Annotated in this window: 11 protein-coding genes and 1 pseudogene; 2 read left to right on the top strand and 10 right to left on the bottom strand. The window is 72.2% G+C overall.

All coding sequences use genetic code 11. The features are described 5' to 3' along the window. The 8 genes and pseudogenes from AB0A61_RS27890 to AB0A61_RS27855 all read right to left on the bottom strand — a co-directional run. Nucleotides 1–138: pseudogene (locus AB0A61_RS27890) on the bottom strand (4-hydroxy-3-methylbut-2-en-1-yl diphosphate synthase); the annotation flags it as partial. A 169-nt stretch (nt 139–307) separates the two neighbouring features. Further along, complete coding sequence (locus AB0A61_RS27885; RefSeq protein WP_361297804.1) at nt 308–1600, bottom strand: site-2 protease family protein; 1293 nt, start codon at nt 1598–1600, stop codon at nt 308–310. 8 nt (nt 1601–1608) lie between these two features. Further along, the gene (gene dxr / locus AB0A61_RS27880; protein WP_361297786.1) at nt 1609–2871 is read right to left on the bottom strand and encodes a 1-deoxy-D-xylulose-5-phosphate reductoisomerase; all 1263 of its coding nucleotides are present in this window, start codon (nt 2869–2871) and stop codon (nt 1609–1611) included. Nucleotides 2872–3069: 198 nt separating this feature from the next. Then, on the bottom strand, nt 3070–5010 hold the full coding sequence (locus AB0A61_RS27875; protein ID WP_361297783.1) for an acyl-CoA dehydrogenase family protein: 1941 nt from the start codon (nt 5008–5010) through the stop codon (nt 3070–3072). A gap of 315 nt (nt 5011–5325) precedes the next feature. Beyond that, the gene (locus AB0A61_RS27870) at nt 5326–6066 is read right to left on the bottom strand and encodes a DUF4097 family beta strand repeat-containing protein (protein ID WP_361297780.1); all 741 of its coding nucleotides are present in this window, start codon (nt 6064–6066) and stop codon (nt 5326–5328) included. A 227-nt stretch (nt 6067–6293) separates the two neighbouring features. Continuing rightward, entirely contained in the window at nt 6294–7739 is a 1446-nt protein-coding gene (locus AB0A61_RS27865; RefSeq protein WP_361297777.1) for an aldehyde dehydrogenase family protein, read from the bottom strand. 173 nt (nt 7740–7912) lie between these two features. Beyond that, nucleotides 7913–9697, bottom strand: a complete 1785-nt coding sequence (locus AB0A61_RS27860) for a PucR family transcriptional regulator (RefSeq protein ID WP_361297774.1) — start codon at nt 9695–9697, stop codon at nt 7913–7915. 159 nt (nt 9698–9856) lie between these two features. Continuing rightward, complete coding sequence (locus tag AB0A61_RS27855; protein ID WP_361297771.1) at nt 9857–12286, bottom strand: ATP/GTP-binding protein; 2430 nt, start codon at nt 12284–12286, stop codon at nt 9857–9859. A 352-nt stretch (nt 12287–12638) separates the two neighbouring features. Between AB0A61_RS27855 and gabT the strand changes: the two genes are divergently transcribed. Both gabT and AB0A61_RS27845 read left to right on the top strand, forming a co-directional pair. Next, nucleotides 12639–13973, top strand: coding sequence for a 4-aminobutyrate--2-oxoglutarate transaminase (gene gabT, locus AB0A61_RS27850; protein ID WP_361297768.1), 1335 nt, complete (start codon nt 12639–12641; stop codon nt 13971–13973). Nucleotides 13974–14410: 437 nt separating this feature from the next. Next, nucleotides 14411–15223 carry a phosphatase PAP2 family protein gene (locus AB0A61_RS27845; RefSeq protein ID WP_361297765.1) on the top strand — a complete coding sequence of 271 codons (813 nt, stop codon included), beginning with the start codon at nt 14411–14413 and terminating at the stop codon, nt 15221–15223. A gap of 226 nt (nt 15224–15449) precedes the next feature. Here AB0A61_RS27845 and AB0A61_RS27840 read toward each other — a convergent pair whose 3' ends face one another. Further along, nucleotides 15450–15908, bottom strand: coding sequence for a hypothetical protein (locus tag AB0A61_RS27840; protein ID WP_361297762.1), 459 nt, complete (start codon nt 15906–15908; stop codon nt 15450–15452). Between the two features lie 124 nt (nt 15909–16032). Next, on the bottom strand, nt 16033–17460 hold the full coding sequence (locus tag AB0A61_RS27835) for an FAD-dependent oxidoreductase (RefSeq protein WP_361297759.1): 1428 nt from the start codon (nt 17458–17460) through the stop codon (nt 16033–16035). Nucleotides 17461–17484: the final 24 nt, after the last annotated feature.

Raw genomic sequence — 17484 nt, 5'->3', positions numbered from 1 at the left:
ACGAGTCGTCGTCATCGACTGCACCGACACCGGCGCGTCCCCGCCCACCGCCACCGATCCGACCTGGATCTGCCGGCTCTTCCGGCGCTCGGCGAGCTTGGTCGGAACGGACGGCATGCCGAGAGAAATCGCAGTCATCTGCTGTGCAACCCCAAGTCGTGGATCAAGGTCCGGTCCCGTCAGCGGCGGGCTCCAGGCTTCGAGATTACGGCACGGCTGCTCGCGCGAGCACATCCCACCCGGCAAACCCACTCAATGGAAGGCGGCCGGGCAAAGACCCTGCCCGGCCGCCGTGAACAGCGCGTGGCTAGGAGATTTTGACCGGGTTGACGACGTCCGCGATCAGGACGAGGACGGTGAAGCAGATGAAGATCCCCGCCACCACGTACGCCACCGGCATCAGCTTCGCCACGTCGAACGGGCCCGGGTCGGGGCGGCGCATGACCTTGGCGAGGTGGCGGCGCAGGGACTCCCACAGGGCGCCGGCGATGTGGCCGCCGTCGAGTGGGAGGAGCGGGAGCATGTTGAAGAGGAACAGGGACAGGTTGAAGCCGGCCACCAGCATCAGGGCCATGGCCAGCTGCTGGGTGGGCGGAATGTGCAGGGTGAAGATCTCGCCGCCGACGCGGGCCGCGCCGACCACGCCCATCGGGGAGTCGGGCTGGCGCGGGGCGCCGTCGAAGGCCGCGTTCCACAGGGCCGGGATCTTGCCGGGCAGGCTCGCGATGGAGTCGACGGCCTCGCCGAGGCGGTCGCCCATCCAGGTCAGGGACTGGCCGAAGTCCTGGCGGACGATGCCGGTGGCGGCGCTGAAGCCGAGGAACCCGGCGCTGACGAACTGGCCCTGGACGATCTGACCGTGGGAGTCCTTCTTGGCGACCTGGTTGGTGGCGATCTTCGCGTGCAGGGTGACGTCCTGGCCCTTGCGCTCGACGACGACCGGCACCTCCTTGCCGGGGTTGGCGCGGATCAGGTCGGAGAGCTGGTTCCAGTTGTCGGTCCTCACCCCGTTGAAGGAGAGGATCTTGTCGCCCGCCTTCAGGCCCGCCGCCGCGGCCGGGGAGGGCGCGTCGGTCTTCTTGCAGGTGTCGCGGTTCTCGCTCTGTGCGATGACGCACTGGGAGACCGAGCTGACCGTCGTCGTCTGCTGGGAGATGCCGAATCCCATCAGCACGGTGAGGAACAGCGCGATCGCGAGGATCAGGTTCATGAACGGGCCCGCGAACATCACGATGACCCGCTTCCACGGGGCGCGCGTGTAGAACAGGCGGGTCTCGTCGCCGGGCCCGAGCTCCTCGAAGGCGGCCGAGCGGGCGTCCTCGATCATGCCGCGCCAGGGCGAGGTGGAGCGGGCCTCGATGCGGCCGTCGGGTCCGGGCGGGAACATGCCGATCATGCGGATGTAGCCGCCGAACGGGATGGCCTTGAAGCCGTACTCCGTCTCGCCCTTCTTGCGCGACCAGATGGTCGGGCCGAAGCCGACCATGTACTGGGGCACGCGGATGCCGAAGAGCTTCGCGGTGGACAGATGCCCCAGCTCGTGCCACGCGATGGAGACCAGCAGGCCGATCACGAAGACGACTATGCCGAGGATCATCATCAGGGACGTCATGCACGCGCCTCCGCGGTCGCCATCTGCGCTGTCAGTTCGCGGGCCCGGGCGCGGGCCCAGGTCTCCGCTTCGAGGACGTCCGGCACGGTCAGGGAGGTTCCCGTGCGGGGTGTGCCGTGCTCCTCCACCACTCGTGTCACGGTCTCCATGATTCCGTTGAAGGGCAGTGCTCCGCGCAGGAACGCGTCGACACATTCCTCGTTGGCCGCGTTGAAGACGGCCGGGGCGGTGCCGGCGAGCTGCCCGACGTGCCGGGCGAGGCCGACCGAGGGGAAGGCGTCGTTGTCCAGCGGGAAGAACTCCCAGGTCGACGCCGTGCTCCAGTCGAAGGCGGGCGCCGCGTCCGGGACGCGTTCGGGCCAGCCGAGGCCGATGGCGATGGGCCCGCGCATGTCGGGGGGCGTCGCCTGGGCGAGTGTGGATCCGTCGGTGAACTCAACCATCGAGTGGACATACGACTGCGGGTGCACGACGACCTCAATGCGGTCGAAGGGAATGTCGTACAGCAGGTGTGCCTCGATGACTTCCAGGCCCTTGTTGACCAGGGTCGCGGAGTTGACGGTGATCACCGGGCCCATGGCCCAGGTGGGGTGGGCGAGGGCGTCCTCGACGGTGACGTGGGCGAGCTCGTCCCTGGTGCGGCCGCGGAAGGGGCCGCCGGAGGCGGTGACGACGAGCTTGCGGACGTCGGCCCGGGTGCCGGCCGCGAGGGCCTGGAAGAGGGCGGCGTGCTCGGAGTCGACCGGGATGATCTGCCCGGGCTTGGCGAGGGCCTTGACGAGCGGGCCGCCGACGATGAGCGACTCCTTGTTGGCGAGCGCGAGGGTGCGGCCCGCCTCGAGGGCGGCGAGTGTCGGGGTGAGTCCGATGGAGCCGGTGATTCCGTTCAGGACGGTGTGGCAGTCGGAGGCGGCGAGCTGGGTGGCGGCGTCGGGTCCGGCGAGGATCTCGGGGAGCGGCCCCGTCGTCCCGTACTGCGCCGAGAGCGCCTCGCGCAGGGCCGGTACGACGTCCTCACGGGCGACGGCGACGGTCCGCACGCGGAGCCGGTACGCCTGCTCGGCGAGGAGGCCGACCCGTCCGCCGTTGGCCGAGAGTGCGGTGACCCGGAAGCGGTCCGGGTTGCGCAGCACCAGGTCGATGGCCTGGGTGCCGATGGACCCGGTGGACCCGAGGATCACCACGTCCTTGGGGCCGTCTGCGGCGACGGGGTCGAAGACGAGATGCGGGTCGGCGAGAGGGGCTGGGCTGTCGCTCATCCCTCCATTGTTGCCGCAACGACCGGCGGGGAGGACAGCGCGTCCCTCTCCCGGGCGGTGAACCGTACCGGGGCGAGGAAGGTCACCCGTGACGGCGGCCCCGAAGGAGGGCAGGTCGGGCGCCGCTCGGCGGGCGCGGTCGATGTGCTCGTCGCCGCGACCGCCGGGCGGTGCCATCGGGCTGCCGGTGGCAGGTCGTCACCTGATCGGCCGGTGCACGTTCTCCCGTCGCGGCGGGCCGGGCGTCGCGTCGGCGATCCAGGGGCCGTCGCCGGAGGGGTCGATGACGCCCTGCTCCAGCCACTCGTAGGCGCCGCCGAGGACGCCCTTGACCACCTTGCGGTCGAGGTCGTCGGTGTTGGTCCACAGGCGGTCGAAGAGCTCCGCGACACGGATGCGTGATTGGTGGCAGAAGGCGTCGGCGAGCTGGTAGGCCTCGCGCCCGTGGTCGCCCTGGCTGCGCAGCAGTTCCGCCCGGACGCAGGACGCGCTCATGGCGAACAGTTCCGCGCCGATGTCGACGACCCGTCCGAGGAAGCCCTGCTTGGTCTCCATCCGGCCCTGCCAGCGGGACATGGCGTAGAAGGTGGAGCGGGCGAGCTTGCGGGCGTGGCGTTCGACGTAGCGCAGGTGCGGGGAGAGGTCGGTGTGCCCGGCCGGGTGGAACTCGGCGTAGGAGCGCGGGAGTTGGCCCGGACCCGCGATCAGCCTGGGCAGCCACTTGGCGTAGAAGACGCCGGCGTTTGCGCCCGCCTTCGCCTTGTCCGACAGGGATTTGTCGGGGTCGATCAGGTCGCCCGCGACCGACAGGTGGGCGTCGACGGCCTCACGTGCGATCAGCAGGTGCATGATCTCGGTGGAGCCCTCGAAGATGCGGTTGATGCGCAGGTCGCGCAGCATCTGCTCGGCGGGGACGGCGCGTTCGCCGCGGGCGGCGAGGGACTCGGCGGTCTCGAAGCCGCGGCCACCGCGGATCTGGACGAGTTCGTCGGCCATCTGCCAGGCCATCTCGGAGCCGTAGAGCTTGGCGAGGGCGGCCTCGATGCGGATGTCGTTGCGGTTTTCGTCGGCCATCTGGGAGGAGAGGTCGAGGACGGCCTCGAGGGCGAAGGTGGTGGCCGCGATGAAGGAGATCTTCGAGCCGACCGCCTCGTGCAGGGCGACCGGCTTGCCCCACTGCTCCCGGGCCGCGGACCACTCGCGGGCGATCTTCAGGCACCACTTCCCGGCGCCGGCGCACATGGCGGGCAGGGACAGCCGGCCGGTGTTCAGGGTGGTCAGGGCGATCTTCAGGCCCTGTCCCTCCTCGCCGATGCGGTTGGCGGCGGGGACGCGGACCTGGTGGAAGCGGGTGACGCCGTTCTCGATGCCGCGCAGGCCCATGAAGGCGTTGCGGTTTTCCACCGTGACGCCTTCGGAGGCGGCCTCGACGACGAAGGCGGTGATGCCGCCGCGGTGTCCGTCGGACTTGGGCACGCGGGCCATGACGACGAGGAGATCGGCCACGACGCCGTTGGTCGTCCACAGCTTGACGCCGTCGAGGACGTAGTCGTCCCCGTCGGGCACGGCCGAGGTCGCCAGGCGTGCCGGGTCGGAGCCCACGTCCGGCTCGGTGAGGAGGAAGGCCGAGATGTCGGTGCGGGCGCAGCGCGGCAGGAAGGTGTCCTTCTGCTCCTGGGTGCCGAAGATCTTCAGGGGCTGCGGTACGCCGATCGACTGGTGGGCGGAGAGCAGGGCGCCGATCGCGGGGCTCGCCGAGCCGGCCAGGGCCAGGGCCTTGTTGTAGTACACCTGGGTCAGGCCGAGACCGCCGTACTTGGTGTCGATCTTCATGCCGAAGGCGCCGAGCTCCTTGAGCCCGGTGATGACCTCGTCCGGGATCCGGGCGTCGCGCTCGATGCGGGCCGAGTCGATCTTGGTCTCACAGAAGTCGCGCAGCTTGGCGAGGAATTCCTCGCCGCGCTGGACGTGTTCGTCGGCCGGCAGCGGATGGGGGTGGATGAGATCGAGCCGGAAGCGGCCGAGGAACAGTTCCTTGGCGAAGCTGGGCTTGCGCCAGTCCTGCTCCCGGGCGGCCTCCGCCACCTGACGGGCCTCACGCTCGGTGACGGTGGGTTTCTTGGTCGTTGGTGCGGACATGAGGCTCACCTCGCCGCGAATAGGGATCTTGGGGCGGTACGTTACTGACCGGTGCTACTGGATCGTATGTACCCGATCCCGGGCGGACCCACCACCCCTCGTGCGCCGAGGCTCGCGGTCCCCCGTCTGTCGCCGCCTGTTTCCGTGCGGTTGCCACCAGCATCGCGTCAGGGCGCGGCGAAGGCCAGGGGGCGGACGGAACGGCCCGGCACTCCGGGTGGGGCGGATGGTCCGTCCGGGTGACGGCAGGGCCCGCCGGCACCGGTCGCCCGCGGTGCCGGAGTACCGGGCGCTGTCGCTCGTCGGGCGGCGGGCTCAGGGGTTCTTGACGGTGATGTCGCCGTTGCTGGTCTTCAGGGCGAGTTCGTGGGCGCCGGCCGGGTCGTCGGGTACGTCGACGTGCTTGTCGCCGTTGCTCGTGTGGGCGGTCACCTTGTAGCGGGCCTTGGGCACGGTGAGGGTGATGTCCCCGTTGGACGTCGTGGCCTGCACGTCCTGGGGTGTGTCGGGGGTGAGGTCGATGGCGCCGTTGGAGGTCTGCGCCCGGATGCGGCGGCCCGCGATGCCCTTCCCGCTGATAGGGCCGTTGCTGGTGCGTGCGTCCACCGGGCCGGACGCCCCGTCGATCTCGATGCCGCCGGAGTTGGTGGCCACCTCGACCGCGCCCACCTCCGCCAGGCTGACCTCGCCGCTCGAGGCCGTGCCGCTGACCGGGACACCGGCGGGCACGTCGACGACGTAGTTCACCGTGCAGTCCTCGCCGCAGCCGCGCAGGACGAGGACTCCGTTCTCGACGCGGTGGGTCGCGCCGGGCTTGTCGCCGCTGTACTGGACCTTGCGGTGCAGGGAGCCACCGGGCGCAGAGCCGTTGCCGTGGGTGCCGTGCACGTTGACGTCACCCGAGCCGGCCTCCAGTCGTACCGCGGTGATCCCGCTGGGCAGAGCGCTGTCGTCCTGGAAGGTCTCCCTGTGCACCGGGCCGCACGCGACCAGCCCGCAGGCGGCCGCTCCGGCGGCCGCGACGAAGATCCCGAGGCAGCGAAGCCGCTGATGCATCCATGTCCCCCGTGTCTGTACCGGCACCCGGCACGAGCGCGGGTCGGGTGCGCCGTGCGGGTCGAACGCCCCCGACGCTATCGAGCGCGTGGGCGGATGACCATGGGGACAACCCCCGGGTCGTCCCCATGGTCACGCCCCGACCAGGAGCGTGTACGCCGACGGCCGGAGCCCCCGCACAGTGGGCTCCGGCCGTCGGTCGGCAGATGCTTCGCGGTCGGTCGCGGTTACAGGGCGAGTCCGGTCAGGACGAGGACGCGCTCGTAGGTGTAGTCGTCCATCGCGAACCGGACGCCCTCCCGGCCCACGCCGGACTGCTTGACGCCGCCGTAGGGCATCTGGTCGGCGCGGTAGGACGGGACGTCGCCGACGACCACGCCGCCGACCTCCAGGGCGCGGTGGGCGCGGAAGGCGGTCTGCAGGTCGTGGGTGAACACGCCCGCCTGCAGGCCGTACTTGGAGTCGTTGACGGCCGCGAACGCCTCGGCCTCGCCGTCCACCCGCTGCACGGTGAGGACGGGTCCGAAGACCTCCTCGCAGGAGATCGTGACGTCGGCCGGTACGTCGGCGAGGACGGTCGGCGCGTAGGAGGCGGCGTCGCGCTTGCCGCCGGTGAGGAGCTTCGCGCCCGCGGCGACGGCCTCGTCGACCCACGCCTCGACGCGCTGGGCGGCGTCCTCGCTGACCAGCGGGCCGACGTCGGTCTTGTCGTCGGTGGGGTCGCCGGTGACCTGGGCCTCGACGGCGGCCACGATGCGCGGCAGCAGACGGTCGTAGACGGAGGCGTCGGCGATCACGCGCTGCACGGAGATGCAGGACTGGCCGCCCTGGTAGTTGGAGAAGGTCGCGATGCGGCTCGCGGCCCAGTCCAGGTCCTCGTCGCTCGCGTAGTCGGCGAGGACGACGGCCGCGCCGTTGCCGCCCAGCTCCAGGGTGCAGTGCTTGCGCGGCACCGAGTCCATGATCGCGTAGCCGACCTTCTCCGAGCCGGTGAAGGAGATGACCGGCAGGCGCTCGTCCTGGACCAGGGCGGGCATGCGGTCGTTGGTGACCGGAAGGATCGACCAGGAGCCGGCGGGCAGGTCGGTCTCGGCGAGCAGGTCGCCGATGATCAGGCCGGACAGCGGGGTGGCCGGGGCCGGCTTCAGGATGATGGGCGCGCCGGCGGCGATCGCGGGGGCGACCTTGTGGGCACACAGGTTCAGCGGGAAGTTGAACGGCGCGATGCCGAGGACGACGCCCTTGGGGAAACGGCGGGTGAGGGCGAGGCGCCCCTGGCCGCCGCCGTCGGTGTCGAGGCGCTGGGCCTCGCCGCCGTTGAACCGCCGGGCCTCCTCGGCGGCGAACCGGAACACGGAGACGGCACGGCCGACCTCGCCCCGGGCCCACTTGATCGGCTTGCCGTTCTCGGCGGAGATCAGCTGCGCGATCTCCTCGGTCCGCTCGACGAGGCGCTTGCTGACGTGGTCGAGGGCGGCGGCGCGCACGTGGGCCGGGGTCGCGGCGAACTCGTCCCGCACGGCGTACGCGGCGGCCACGGCCTCCTCGACCTGGGCGTCGGTCGGCACGCTGACCTTGCCGACCAGACGTCCGTCCCACGGGTTGGTGACGTCGAAGGTGTCCTCGCCGGTGACCTGGCGGCCGGCGAGCCAGAAGGCGTGGGTGGAAGTCATGTGCGAGTCCCGGCCCTTCCGCTGTGGGTGTGGTGGGTGTGTTCTTGCGCTTGCGTGGTCCACGGTAGGGCGGAGGCGGCCGGGGATCGTTTGTCCGAGTCGTAGCAGTGTGGGCGGGGGACACGCCGAATTGGCCTACCCGGCGGGCGGGACCGGCCCAAGAGGCGCCCGGTTCACTCCGCCGCCGTCGCCTTCAGCGCCAGCCACAGCTCCATCCGTACGTCCGGGTCGTCCAGGGAACGTCCGAGGATCTCCTCGACCCTGCGCATCCGGTACCGGAGCGTGTGCCGGTGCACTCCGAGGTCGGCCGCGGCCGCGTCCCACTGGCCGTGCCGCGACAGCCAGGCGCGCAGCGAGGCAACCAGGTCCCCGCGTCCGGTGGCGTCGTGCTCGTACAGCGCCCGCAGCAGCCCGTCGGCGAACGCCCGGACCGCGTCGTCGGCGAGCAGCGGCAGCACCGAGCCGGACGCCAGCTGGTCGTGCTCCACGCACACCCGCCCCCGCCGCCGCGCCACCGACAGCGCCTGCTCGGCCTGCTTGTACGCGGCGGCGGCCGCGATCGGCCCGGCGGGTGCCGACAGTCCCACGACCAGTTCGTCCTCGCCGCCGCCGCCCGGCCGCTCCTGCACGGCCGCCGCCCGCGCGGCCTCCAGTCCCGCCGCGTACGCGGCGCAGGCCGCCACGGCCGCGCCCCCGTCCGCGGCCAGTACCACCAGCCGCTCGCCCTCGGGAACGACAAGCACGGCCTCACCGGCGCGCGCGGCCGCCGCTTCCACGACGTCGCAGAGGCCGGCGAGCGGATCGCCGCCGTGGTCGGCCACCGCCGGCCCGGCGGTGGAGGGCTTGGCGGCCACGGACTTGGCCGACCGGGACTTGGCCGTCGGTGCCGTCGGGGCCGTCGGCGGCGGGGAGGCCGAGGCCGGGGGGCCCGGCAGGGCGGCCGACGGCGTGACCGGCGGCTGGGCGGCCGGTACGCGCGCGTGGGCGTCGGCGTGCGCCCGGGCGGCCGACGCGGAGGCCGACTCGGCGATGATCAACCGGAACGGCGCGTCCAGCAGCCCGCCGTACAGGTCCCCGGCGACGGCCCGGGCGTGGTCCGGCTGTCCGGCGAGCAGCATGCGCAGTACGGCCGCGCCGACCCGCTGCTCGGCGACGTGCAGCGACCGCGACCGTTCCGTGGTGAGGGTGAGCAGGGCGATGGCGGAGTGGACGGCGTACCGTTCCGCGGTGCCCAGCGGTGCGGCCGTGCCGACGGCGAGTGCGGCGCGCGGGCGCCGTCCGGTGCCGATGGAGTGCAGTTCCACGCGGTCCTCGGTCTCGGGGCCGCCGACCACCGCCGACGCGGGCGCGGGCCGGTCCCGCAGCCGCTCGACGTCCGCCGTGAGCCGGGCGGCCCGCCGCCCCGCCCACTCCGGCGCGGTGGCCACCACGGCGCCCGAGGCGTCGTAGAGGGCCGCCCAGCCGTCGACCTGGGCCGCCAGCGCGGCGAGCAGCCCCTCCGGTCCGGCGTTCAGGGCCTGCTTGGTCAGCTCCCGCTGGGCGGCGAACCCGGCCGTGACCGCCCGGTACTGGTCGGCCGCGATGGCGGCCGACACCGCCTTGCTGATGGCGAGGAAGGGCGTGCGCCGGGGCACCTCCAGCAGCGGCAGCCCCTCCTCCTGGGCCGCGTCGACCAGCGCCTTGGGGATCTCGTCGTAGTTGACGCCCACCGCGAAGCCGAGCCCGACGACGCCGGCCCCGGCCAGCCGCCTCACATAGCGGCGCATGGCTTCCGGCTCCTCGGCGTCCAGCTTGAGCGCGGTGATCAGCAGCAGCTCCCCGCCCTCCATGTACGGCACGGGATCGGCGAGCTCGCTGGCGTGGGCCCAGCGGACGGGCACGTCCAGGTGGTCCTCGCCCGCGCGCACGGTCAGCTTCAGCGCGGAGTGGTGGACGAGCGAGGCGAGCGTGGGGGGCATGAGGCCTTCAGGTCTGAGAAGATCGGGTGATCATTGTGATCTTTTGGCCGCCATGTATGAACGACCTATGCCGATTCTGCCTCACCGTACGGTCGCGTGGGCAGCGCTCGTCCAGATGTCCGATGGAACCGGTCGTCCAGCTGTCCGAGGGACGACGGCTCAGTCCCGTAGATCGACCAGCAGCGGCGGTGCGTGCTCGCCCCGCACGCTCGTCAGCGACAGCACCGCGTGCCCGGCCGGGACCTGGTGGGCCAGCTCGGAGGCGGACCAGCGCTCCCGTTCCACCTGCTTCACGGTCACCGCGTCCGTGGTCACGGCCTTGCCGGTGACCAGCTTGCGCAGGGCGTGGATGGCGCGGGTCATCGGCTGGTCGGCGAAGACGGTGTGCTTGGCCACCTCCTTGGTCTCCACCCACTCGGTGCCCCAGGCGTGCGCGAACCGGCTGCCGTCCCAGGTGGTGACGCCGCAGAGCGCCATGCGGCAGCCGACGGCCCCGAACAGCGGGCCGTGCAGCGCCTCGGGCACATCGGCGACGGTGCGCAGCGCGAGGACCACGCCGGCGTTCTGGGAGCGCAGGCGCTGGATCCGCCGTACCGACTCCGTGGTGACCGTCCCGGTGGCGTCGTCGAGGACCAGGCACGCGAAGTGCGGGCGCCCGCCGTCCCGTACGACGCTGCCGAACTGCGCCAGGATCAGCCGGGTGAGCAGCCGGGAGGCCTCCTCGTGTCCACGCTCGGGCAGGTCGATGCGGACCCGTAGCGGATGGTGGGCCACGGCCCGCAGCGAGAAGGGCCGGCTGCCGCCCGAGACGCCGAAGAAGTCGGCGAAGACCGGGCGGTCGAGCAGGGCCAGCCGGTCGGCGAGGGCCGGTCCGGCGTCGGCCGGGTTTGCGGCCTGCCGCAGCCGGGCGTCGAGTTCGCGGCGCATCAGGGCGTGCTCGTCGCCCGCCAGGGCCGTCCGCAGGGACGACAGCGCCGAGGGCTCGCCCTCCAGGAGTTCGCGCAGCACCGGCAGCGGCGGGAAGTGCCCGTGCACCGCCCGGTAGGGGCCGAGCAGCTGGGCGAGCGCGGTGGCGGCGCTCCGGCTGCCGACGGTGTCGAGGTCGCCCACGAGGGCCTCGGCGAGGAAGCCGGCGGCCTCGTCCGGGTCCTCGGTCTCGGCGTAGGGGTCGAGGTCGTGGACGGAGGCGGGGTCCCCGATCCGGACCACGACGTCGTAGGCCGAGTCCGGTCCGAGCGAGGTACCGGCGGCGGAGACGGCGACGAGGGCGCAGCGCCCGGTGAGCGCCTGCAGCGCCAGCGCCTCGGTGACCGGTTCGACGACGTGCCGGGTCTTGCCGGAGCCGGGCGGTCCGACCAGCAGGAGGGAGGTGCCGAGGACGTCCTGGTCCACGGCCGCGCCGACGCCGTGGTAGGCGCGGGGGGTCCGCTCCCCCGGCACCCACCGTCCGATGCGTACCTGGCCCTCCAGCAGGTCGTGCCGCGCGCTGCGGCCGGGCAGGTCGCGGGCCCCGGAGGGGTGGGTCCAGGCCGCGGCCCCCTGGCGCAGCACGGTGTCCGCGAAGGCGGCCGTCCGCGCGCCGCCGCCGGCCTGGGCCCAGACGCGTTCCACCCGGGCGCAGTCCACGTCGTTCATCCGGCCGCCGGCCACCTCGGCGGTCAGCAGGTCGGCCGCCTCGCGCTGCCCCGCGTGCCGCAGTTCGGGCCACTGCGACCGCGGCAGGTCCGCTGCCGGTGCCGCGGTGGGGTCCCCCGCCGCGGCACGGCGCGCGGCGAGTTCCCTCGCGTACGCCCACCAGCCGCCGATCCGCGCGAACGGCCACAGGACCAGCCCGGTGATGAGCGCGTACAGCCCGTCGGTGAACAGCTGGGAGGCGAACAGGTCGTAGCCGCCGGAGATCAGGACCACGAGGGAGAACAGCGGGTCGACGACCGGCAGCGCGTCCCAGCCGGCGCCGAAGGCGTTCGGGAAGACGAGGCTCAGGGTGATCAGGGCGCCGACGGCCGCGAGCAGGGCCCGTGCGGGCTGCGGGCGCCGGCCGACGAAGTGGCGCAGGACGTCGGGCCAGCTGCCGAGCCGGCCGACGGCGTAGACCAGGACGGCGAAGAACACGCCGTTGTAGACGACGATCGCCTCGCTGCCCTGCATGCCCTTGGGGGTGACCGTGCCGCCCCACCACCAGTCGTCCGGGGTGAACAGCTTCAGCACCGCCCACTCGTAGGGGACGCTGCCCTGGCGCCACAGCGACCACACCAGCAGCGCCACGGCCAGCGGGATCAGCAGACCGACGATCGTGATCGGGGGAAGCCGGTCCGGCGCCTGCGCGCCCTTCGGCGGGCGGTAGCCCAGGCGCCAGATGCCGGGTCCGGCGGCGGGGCGTGGCTGGTCGAGCCACTCGGCGACGGCCGAGCGCTGCCGCGCGGCCTGCTCGTACCCGGGTGCCTGCGGCGCGGCCGGTGCTCCGGAGGCCGCGGGCGTGCCCGGCGGCCCGGCCGGGCGCGGTGGCATCGCGGGAGCGTCCCGCGGCACCGCCGGGCGCGGCACAGGGTTCGCATGGGTACCCCGCGCGTCCTGCGTCCCGTCGTCCATCGCCGTTGCCCCCTGACCAGCCGTTCCGTACACCATCAGCGAGTCAATCTAACGCCCGGGCAAGGGGAGTTCACCGATTGTGCGGCAAGCCGCGCGGCATCACGTCGGTACTTCTCGTACTCCGGGCCCGCACCCCTTCTATATCCATCGCGGACAACCACGATGGCCGACAACGCCCACATGGAGCATGCCCACCCCCCTTCTGCCGCCCTAACCTGCGAAGAAAGAAGGAAAGCGTCCGAAAAACGCCCCGCCCGGAACACCTCCCGGAACTCCCCGGTCCGCCGGTGCCGGGTCCGCCGGTGCCGGGTCTGCCGGACCGTCCGGTACGCAAGATCATCAGGGAGCCCCCATGACCGCACTTCCGCAGGAGCGCCGCGTCGTCACCGCCATTCCCGGCCCCAAGTCGCAGGAGCTGCAGGCCCGCCGTACCGCTGTGGTCGCGCAGGGCGTGGGCTCCGTGCTGCCGGTCTTCACCACGCGGGCGGGCGGCGGCATCATCGAGGACGTCGACGGCAACCGCCTGATCGACTTCGGCTCCGGCATCGCGGTGACCTCGGTCGGCGCCTCCGCCGAGGCCGTCGTACGCCGCGCCTCCGCGCAGCTCGCCGACTTCACCCACACCTGTTTCATGGTCACGCCGTACGAGGGCTACGTGGCCGTCGCCGAGGCGCTGGCCGAGCTCACGCCGGGTGACCACGCCAAGAAGTCCGCCCTCTTCAACAGCGGCGCCGAGGCGGTCGAGAACGCGGTCAAGATCGCCCGTGTGTACACCAAGCGCCAGGCCGTCGTGGTCTTCGACCACGGCTACCACGGCCGTACGAACCTCACCATGGCGCTGACGGCCAAGAACATGCCGTACAAGCATGGTTTCGGCCCGTTCGCGCCCGAGGTCTACCGCGTCCCGGTGGCCTACGCCTACCGCTGGCCGACCGGTCCCGAGAACGCGGGTCCGGAGGCCGCCAAGATGGCGATCGACCAGATCACCAAGCAGGTCGGTCCGGACAACGTGGCCGCGATCATCATCGAGCCGGTGCTCGGCGAGGGCGGCTTCATCGAGCCGGCCAGGGGCTTCCTGCCCGCGATCCGCCAGTTCGCCGCGGACAACGGCATCGTCTTCGTCGCCGACGAGATCCAGTCCGGCTTCTGCCGCACCGGCCAGTGGTTCGCGTGCGAGGACGAGGACATCGTGCCGGACCTGATCACGACGGCCAAGGGCATCGCCGGCGGCCTTCCGCTGGCCGCCGTGACCGGCCGCGCCGAGATCATGGACGCCGCGCACGCCGGCGGCCTGGGCGGCACCTACGGCGGCAACCCGGTCGCCTGCGCCGGTGCGCTGGGCGCGATCGAGACGATGAAGGACCTCGACCTCAACACCAAGGCGAAGAACATCGAGGCGATCATGAAGAGCCGCCTCACCGCCATGGCCGAGAAGTTCGACATCATCGGCGACGTCCGCGGTCGCGGTGCCATGATCGCCATCGAGCTGGTCAAGGACCGCGCCACCAAGGAGCCGAACCCGGAGGCGACCGCCGCGCTCGCCAAGGCCTGCCACCAGGAGGGCCTGCTGGTCCTCAGCTGTGGCACCTACGGCAACGTGCTCCGCTTCCTGCCCCCGCTGGTGATCGGCGAGGACCTCCTCAACGAGGGTCTCGACATCATCGAGCAGGCGTTCACCAGCATCTGAGCGCCCTGTTCGCACGTCTGTCGCAGTCGGCGGCAGAGCGTGTGAAGAAGGTGTGCGAGGTGCATGGCGGGACGCGATTCCTGCTGTCGTACGGCCACCGGCTGCCGTAGGTTCTACCCAGATGAGAGATACACCCCGCTCACAGGGGACTGTGGGCGGCATCAGGGCGGGGCCTCCCCAGCTTCGACCTGGTCGTGCCTCGCGCACACAACCCGGGGCTCCGGCCCCGGTTCTCCTCACCGATCGGACGGTCGCCCGCCCCAGACCCCCCGGGGCGCGCGACGTTCCGGTCCGGACGGCCGCCCCGGAACCACCCCCCCTTGTTCCGGAGCGGCCGACCTATTTCCCCTTCCACAGGCGTAGGCCACCGCGGGCACAGGCCACCGCGATCGGATGCCGCCGCGCCCGCGAACGGTGCGCCTGCCAGGATGTGCAGCGTGGCGACCGATCAGGACAACAAGCCCGCGCAGGCACCCGGCGGGCAGGGCGGAAGGTCCGCGGTCGCGGGACGGCCGTCCTTCGCCGCCACGCTCCTCGGCCTTCCCGCCGTCCTCTTCGCGCTGATCACCTGGCAGGTCGTCGCCCACGGACCGCTGCTGCGGCTGGACGAGCACCTGAGCCGGGCCCTCGTTCACCCCGACCGCGCCTCCGAGCTCCTCTCCGATTTCGGCAACGTGCAGGTGGCCGTGCCCGTCCTCGCCGTCACCCTGGCGTACGTCGCCCGGTGGGGCCGCCGCGCGGGCGTGGGCCGCTGGTGGCTGCCGCCGCTTGCCGCGGCCCTCCTGATGGCACTGCTCCCGGCGGTGATCGTGCCGCTCAAGGACGCGACCGCCCGGCACGGTACGGCCGTCGTGCCGCCAGGTGCCGGCTACTACCCGTCCGGGCACACGGCCACCGCCGCCGTGGCCTACGGCTGCGCGACCCTGCTCCTCCTTCCGTGGCTGCGCTCGGCGGCCGCCCGCCGTGCCGCCGTCACCGCCTGCGCCGTCCTCGTACTCGGGGTCTCCTTCGGCCTCGTCCGGCGCGGCTACCACTGGCCGCTGGACGTCGTGGCCAGTTGGTGCCTGGGTGCGGTGCTGCTCTCCGCGCTCTGGCTCCTGCTCGGCCGCACCGGTCGCCCCACCCGGCCGAAGCAGCAGTCGGCGCCGGAGGGCCCGATGACGTCTGGGGGCCGATGCCCTCGGAGGACAGACGAAGTCGGAGGCGCCGATTCCGTCGGAGGGTCCGATTCCGCCGTCAGGACCTCCTAGTGCCCCGGCGGGCAACGTTCGCCCGTCAAGGAGTGGCGTCATGGGGGTCCCCCCTGCTCGAGCGAAGCCGAGAGCTCGGGAGCGTGCTCTCGGCGTGCCGGCCGGAAGTCCTCGTACTGGACGTACTTGGGCTTTCGGCCGGTGCGGCGAGTGGGGGTCCCCCCTGCTCGAAGAGCTTGGGGGAGTGCCGGGCGCCGCGACGGGGCGAACGCTGCCTGCCGGGGCACTAGGCCCTGCCGTCCTCCTCCGCGGCCGGCCCGGCCGCCGCCTCGTGCATCGCCAGTTCCAGCAGGACCGGGTCGGTGAGGATCCCCGATCCGTCCGGCGGAATCAGCCAGCGCACCCCGCCGGTGGTCCGGCCCGGGTACGGCACGACGATCCAGGTGCCGCCCCCGGCGGTACGGATGCCGGTGCCGAGCCAGCGGGCCGCGGTGCCCGGTGGCACGAAGAAGCCCATACGCGCTTCGCCGAAGTCCACCAGTACCGGGCCCAGCTGGTCGAGAACGCGGGTCAGTACGTCGAGTGTGGAGTAGCCGAGCCCGCCCGGCAGGATCAGTACGTCCCAGGCCTTGCCGGCGGGCAGCAGGGCGACCCTCTGGGGGTTGCGTTCCCACGCCCGGCGGCAGGCCTCCGGATCCGGTGCGACGGATGCCAGCCATTCGACCGCCGTCTTCGCGCCAGCCATCACAAGACCTCCCCCTGTGTCGTGGACGCGGTAGCGTCATGGGAGAGAGGGAGGTCCTCCGGCGGCCATTACGCGGATTCCGGCCCCTCGTTCGAGTGAACCCGGTCACCGGCCCCGTTTGGGCTCAGCTGTCGAAGCCGAGGCCCAGCCGGTCCATGGTCCGCAGCCACAGGTTGCGCCGGCCGCCGTGCGCGTCGGCCCGTGCCAGCGACCACCTGGTGAGCGCGATGCCGGTCCAGGCGAACGGCTCGGGAGGGAAGGGCAGCGGCTTCTTGCGGACCATCTCCAGCTCGGTGCGCTCGGTGCGCTCGCCGGCCAGCAGGTCGAGCATCACGTCGGCGCCGAAGCGGGTGGCCCCCACCCCCAGCCCGGTGTACCCGGCCGCGTACGCCACCTTCCCCTGGTGGGCGGTGCCGAAGAAGGCCGAGAAGCGCGAGCAGGTGTCGATCGCCCCGCCCCAGGCGTGGGTGAAGCGGACGCCCTCCAGCTGCGGGAAGCAGGTGAAGAAGTGGCCGGCGAGTTTGGCGTACGTCTCCGGGCGGTCGTCGTACTCGGCGCGCACCCGGCCGCCGTAGGGATAGATCGCGTCGTAGCCGCCCCACAGGATCCGGTTGTCCGCCGACAGCCGGAAGTAGTGGAACTGGTTGGCGCTGTCCCCCAGTCCCTGGCGGTTCTTCCAGCCGATCGAGGCCAGTTGGTCGGCGCTGAGCGGCTCGGTCATCAGGGCGTAGTCGTAGACCGGGACCGTGTATGAGCGGACCCTCTTGACCAGGTTGGGGAAGATGTTGGTGCCGAGCGCGACCCGGTGGGCGCGGACCTGGCCGTAGGGGGTGCGTACGGCCATGCCGGCGCCGTACGGCTTCAGGGTCAGGGCGGGAGTGTGCTCGTACACGCGCACCCCGAGGTCCAGGCAGGCCCGCTTCAGTCCCCAGGCGAGCTTGGCCGGGTGGACCATGGCGACGCCCCGGCGGTCCCACAGGCCGGCCTCGAAGGTCGGTGAGCCGACCTGTTCCCGCACCGCGTCCCGGTCGAGGAACTCGGTGCCCTCGGCAAGCCCCCGCTGCTCCAGTTCCGCGTACCAGTCCTTGAGCTCCCACGCCTGGTAGGGCTCGGTCGCGACGTCGATCTCGCCGGTGCGCTCGAAGTCGCAGTCGATGGAGTAGCGGGCCACCGTCTCCTCGATCGCGTCGAGGTTGGCCTCGCCCAGCTCCTGGAGCCTGTGGATCTCGTCCGGCCAGCGGGTGAGGCCGTTGGCCAGTCCGTGCGTGAGGGAGGCGGCGCAGAAGCCGCCGTTGCGGCCGGAGGCGGCCCAGCCCACCTCACGGCCCTCGACCAGGACCACGTCCGTCCCGGGGTCGCGCTCCTTGGCGATCAGCGCGGTCCACAGTCCGCTGTAGCCACCGCCGACGACCAGCAGATCGCAGGTCTCGGCGCCGGTGAGCGCGGGTTCGGGGCGGGGCCTGCCGGGGTCTTCCAGCCAGTACGGGACCGGCTGGGCTTCGGAAAGAGATGTGGTCCAGTTGTTGCCACGGCTCATGGCGCTTGGGGCCATGATTTCAACTCCCTACAGAGTCTT

It is taken from the genome of Streptomyces sp. NPDC046197 (assembly GCF_040646295.1).
In the GTDB taxonomy this organism is placed as follows: Bacteria; Actinomycetota; Actinomycetes; order Streptomycetales; family Streptomycetaceae; genus Streptomyces.
The sequence above is the reverse complement of the archived record's forward strand: the minus strand, read 5'-3'. Positions and strand labels throughout refer to the sequence as shown.

Coding starts and splice junctions, on each gene's coding strand:
- AB0A61_RS27870 (WP_361297780.1), bottom strand. CDS start 6,066: ATGCATCAGCGGCTTCGCTGCCTCGGGATCTTCGTCGCGGCCGCCGGA.
- AB0A61_RS27840 (WP_361297762.1), bottom strand. CDS start 15,908: ATGGCTGGCGCGAAGACGGCGGTCGAATGGCTGGCATCCGTCGCACCG.
- AB0A61_RS27860 (WP_361297774.1), bottom strand. CDS start 9,697: ATGCCCCCCACGCTCGCCTCGCTCGTCCACCACTCCGCGCTGAAGCTG.
- AB0A61_RS27865 (WP_361297777.1), bottom strand. CDS start 7,739: ATGACTTCCACCCACGCCTTCTGGCTCGCCGGCCGCCAGGTCACCGGC.
- AB0A61_RS27835 (WP_361297759.1), bottom strand. CDS start 17,460: ATGGCCCCAAGCGCCATGAGCCGTGGCAACAACTGGACCACATCTCTT.
- dxr (WP_361297786.1), bottom strand. CDS start 2,871: ATGAGCGACAGCCCAGCCCCTCTCGCCGACCCGCATCTCGTCTTCGAC.
- AB0A61_RS27875 (WP_361297783.1), bottom strand. CDS start 5,010: ATGTCCGCACCAACGACCAAGAAACCCACCGTCACCGAGCGTGAGGCC.
- AB0A61_RS27885 (WP_361297804.1), bottom strand. CDS start 1,600: ATGATGATCCTCGGCATAGTCGTCTTCGTGATCGGCCTGCTGGTCTCC.
- AB0A61_RS27855 (WP_361297771.1), bottom strand. CDS start 12,286: ATGGACGACGGGACGCAGGACGCGCGGGGTACCCATGCGAACCCTGTG.
- gabT (WP_361297768.1), top strand. CDS start 12,639: ATGACCGCACTTCCGCAGGAGCGCCGCGTCGTCACCGCCATTCCCGGC.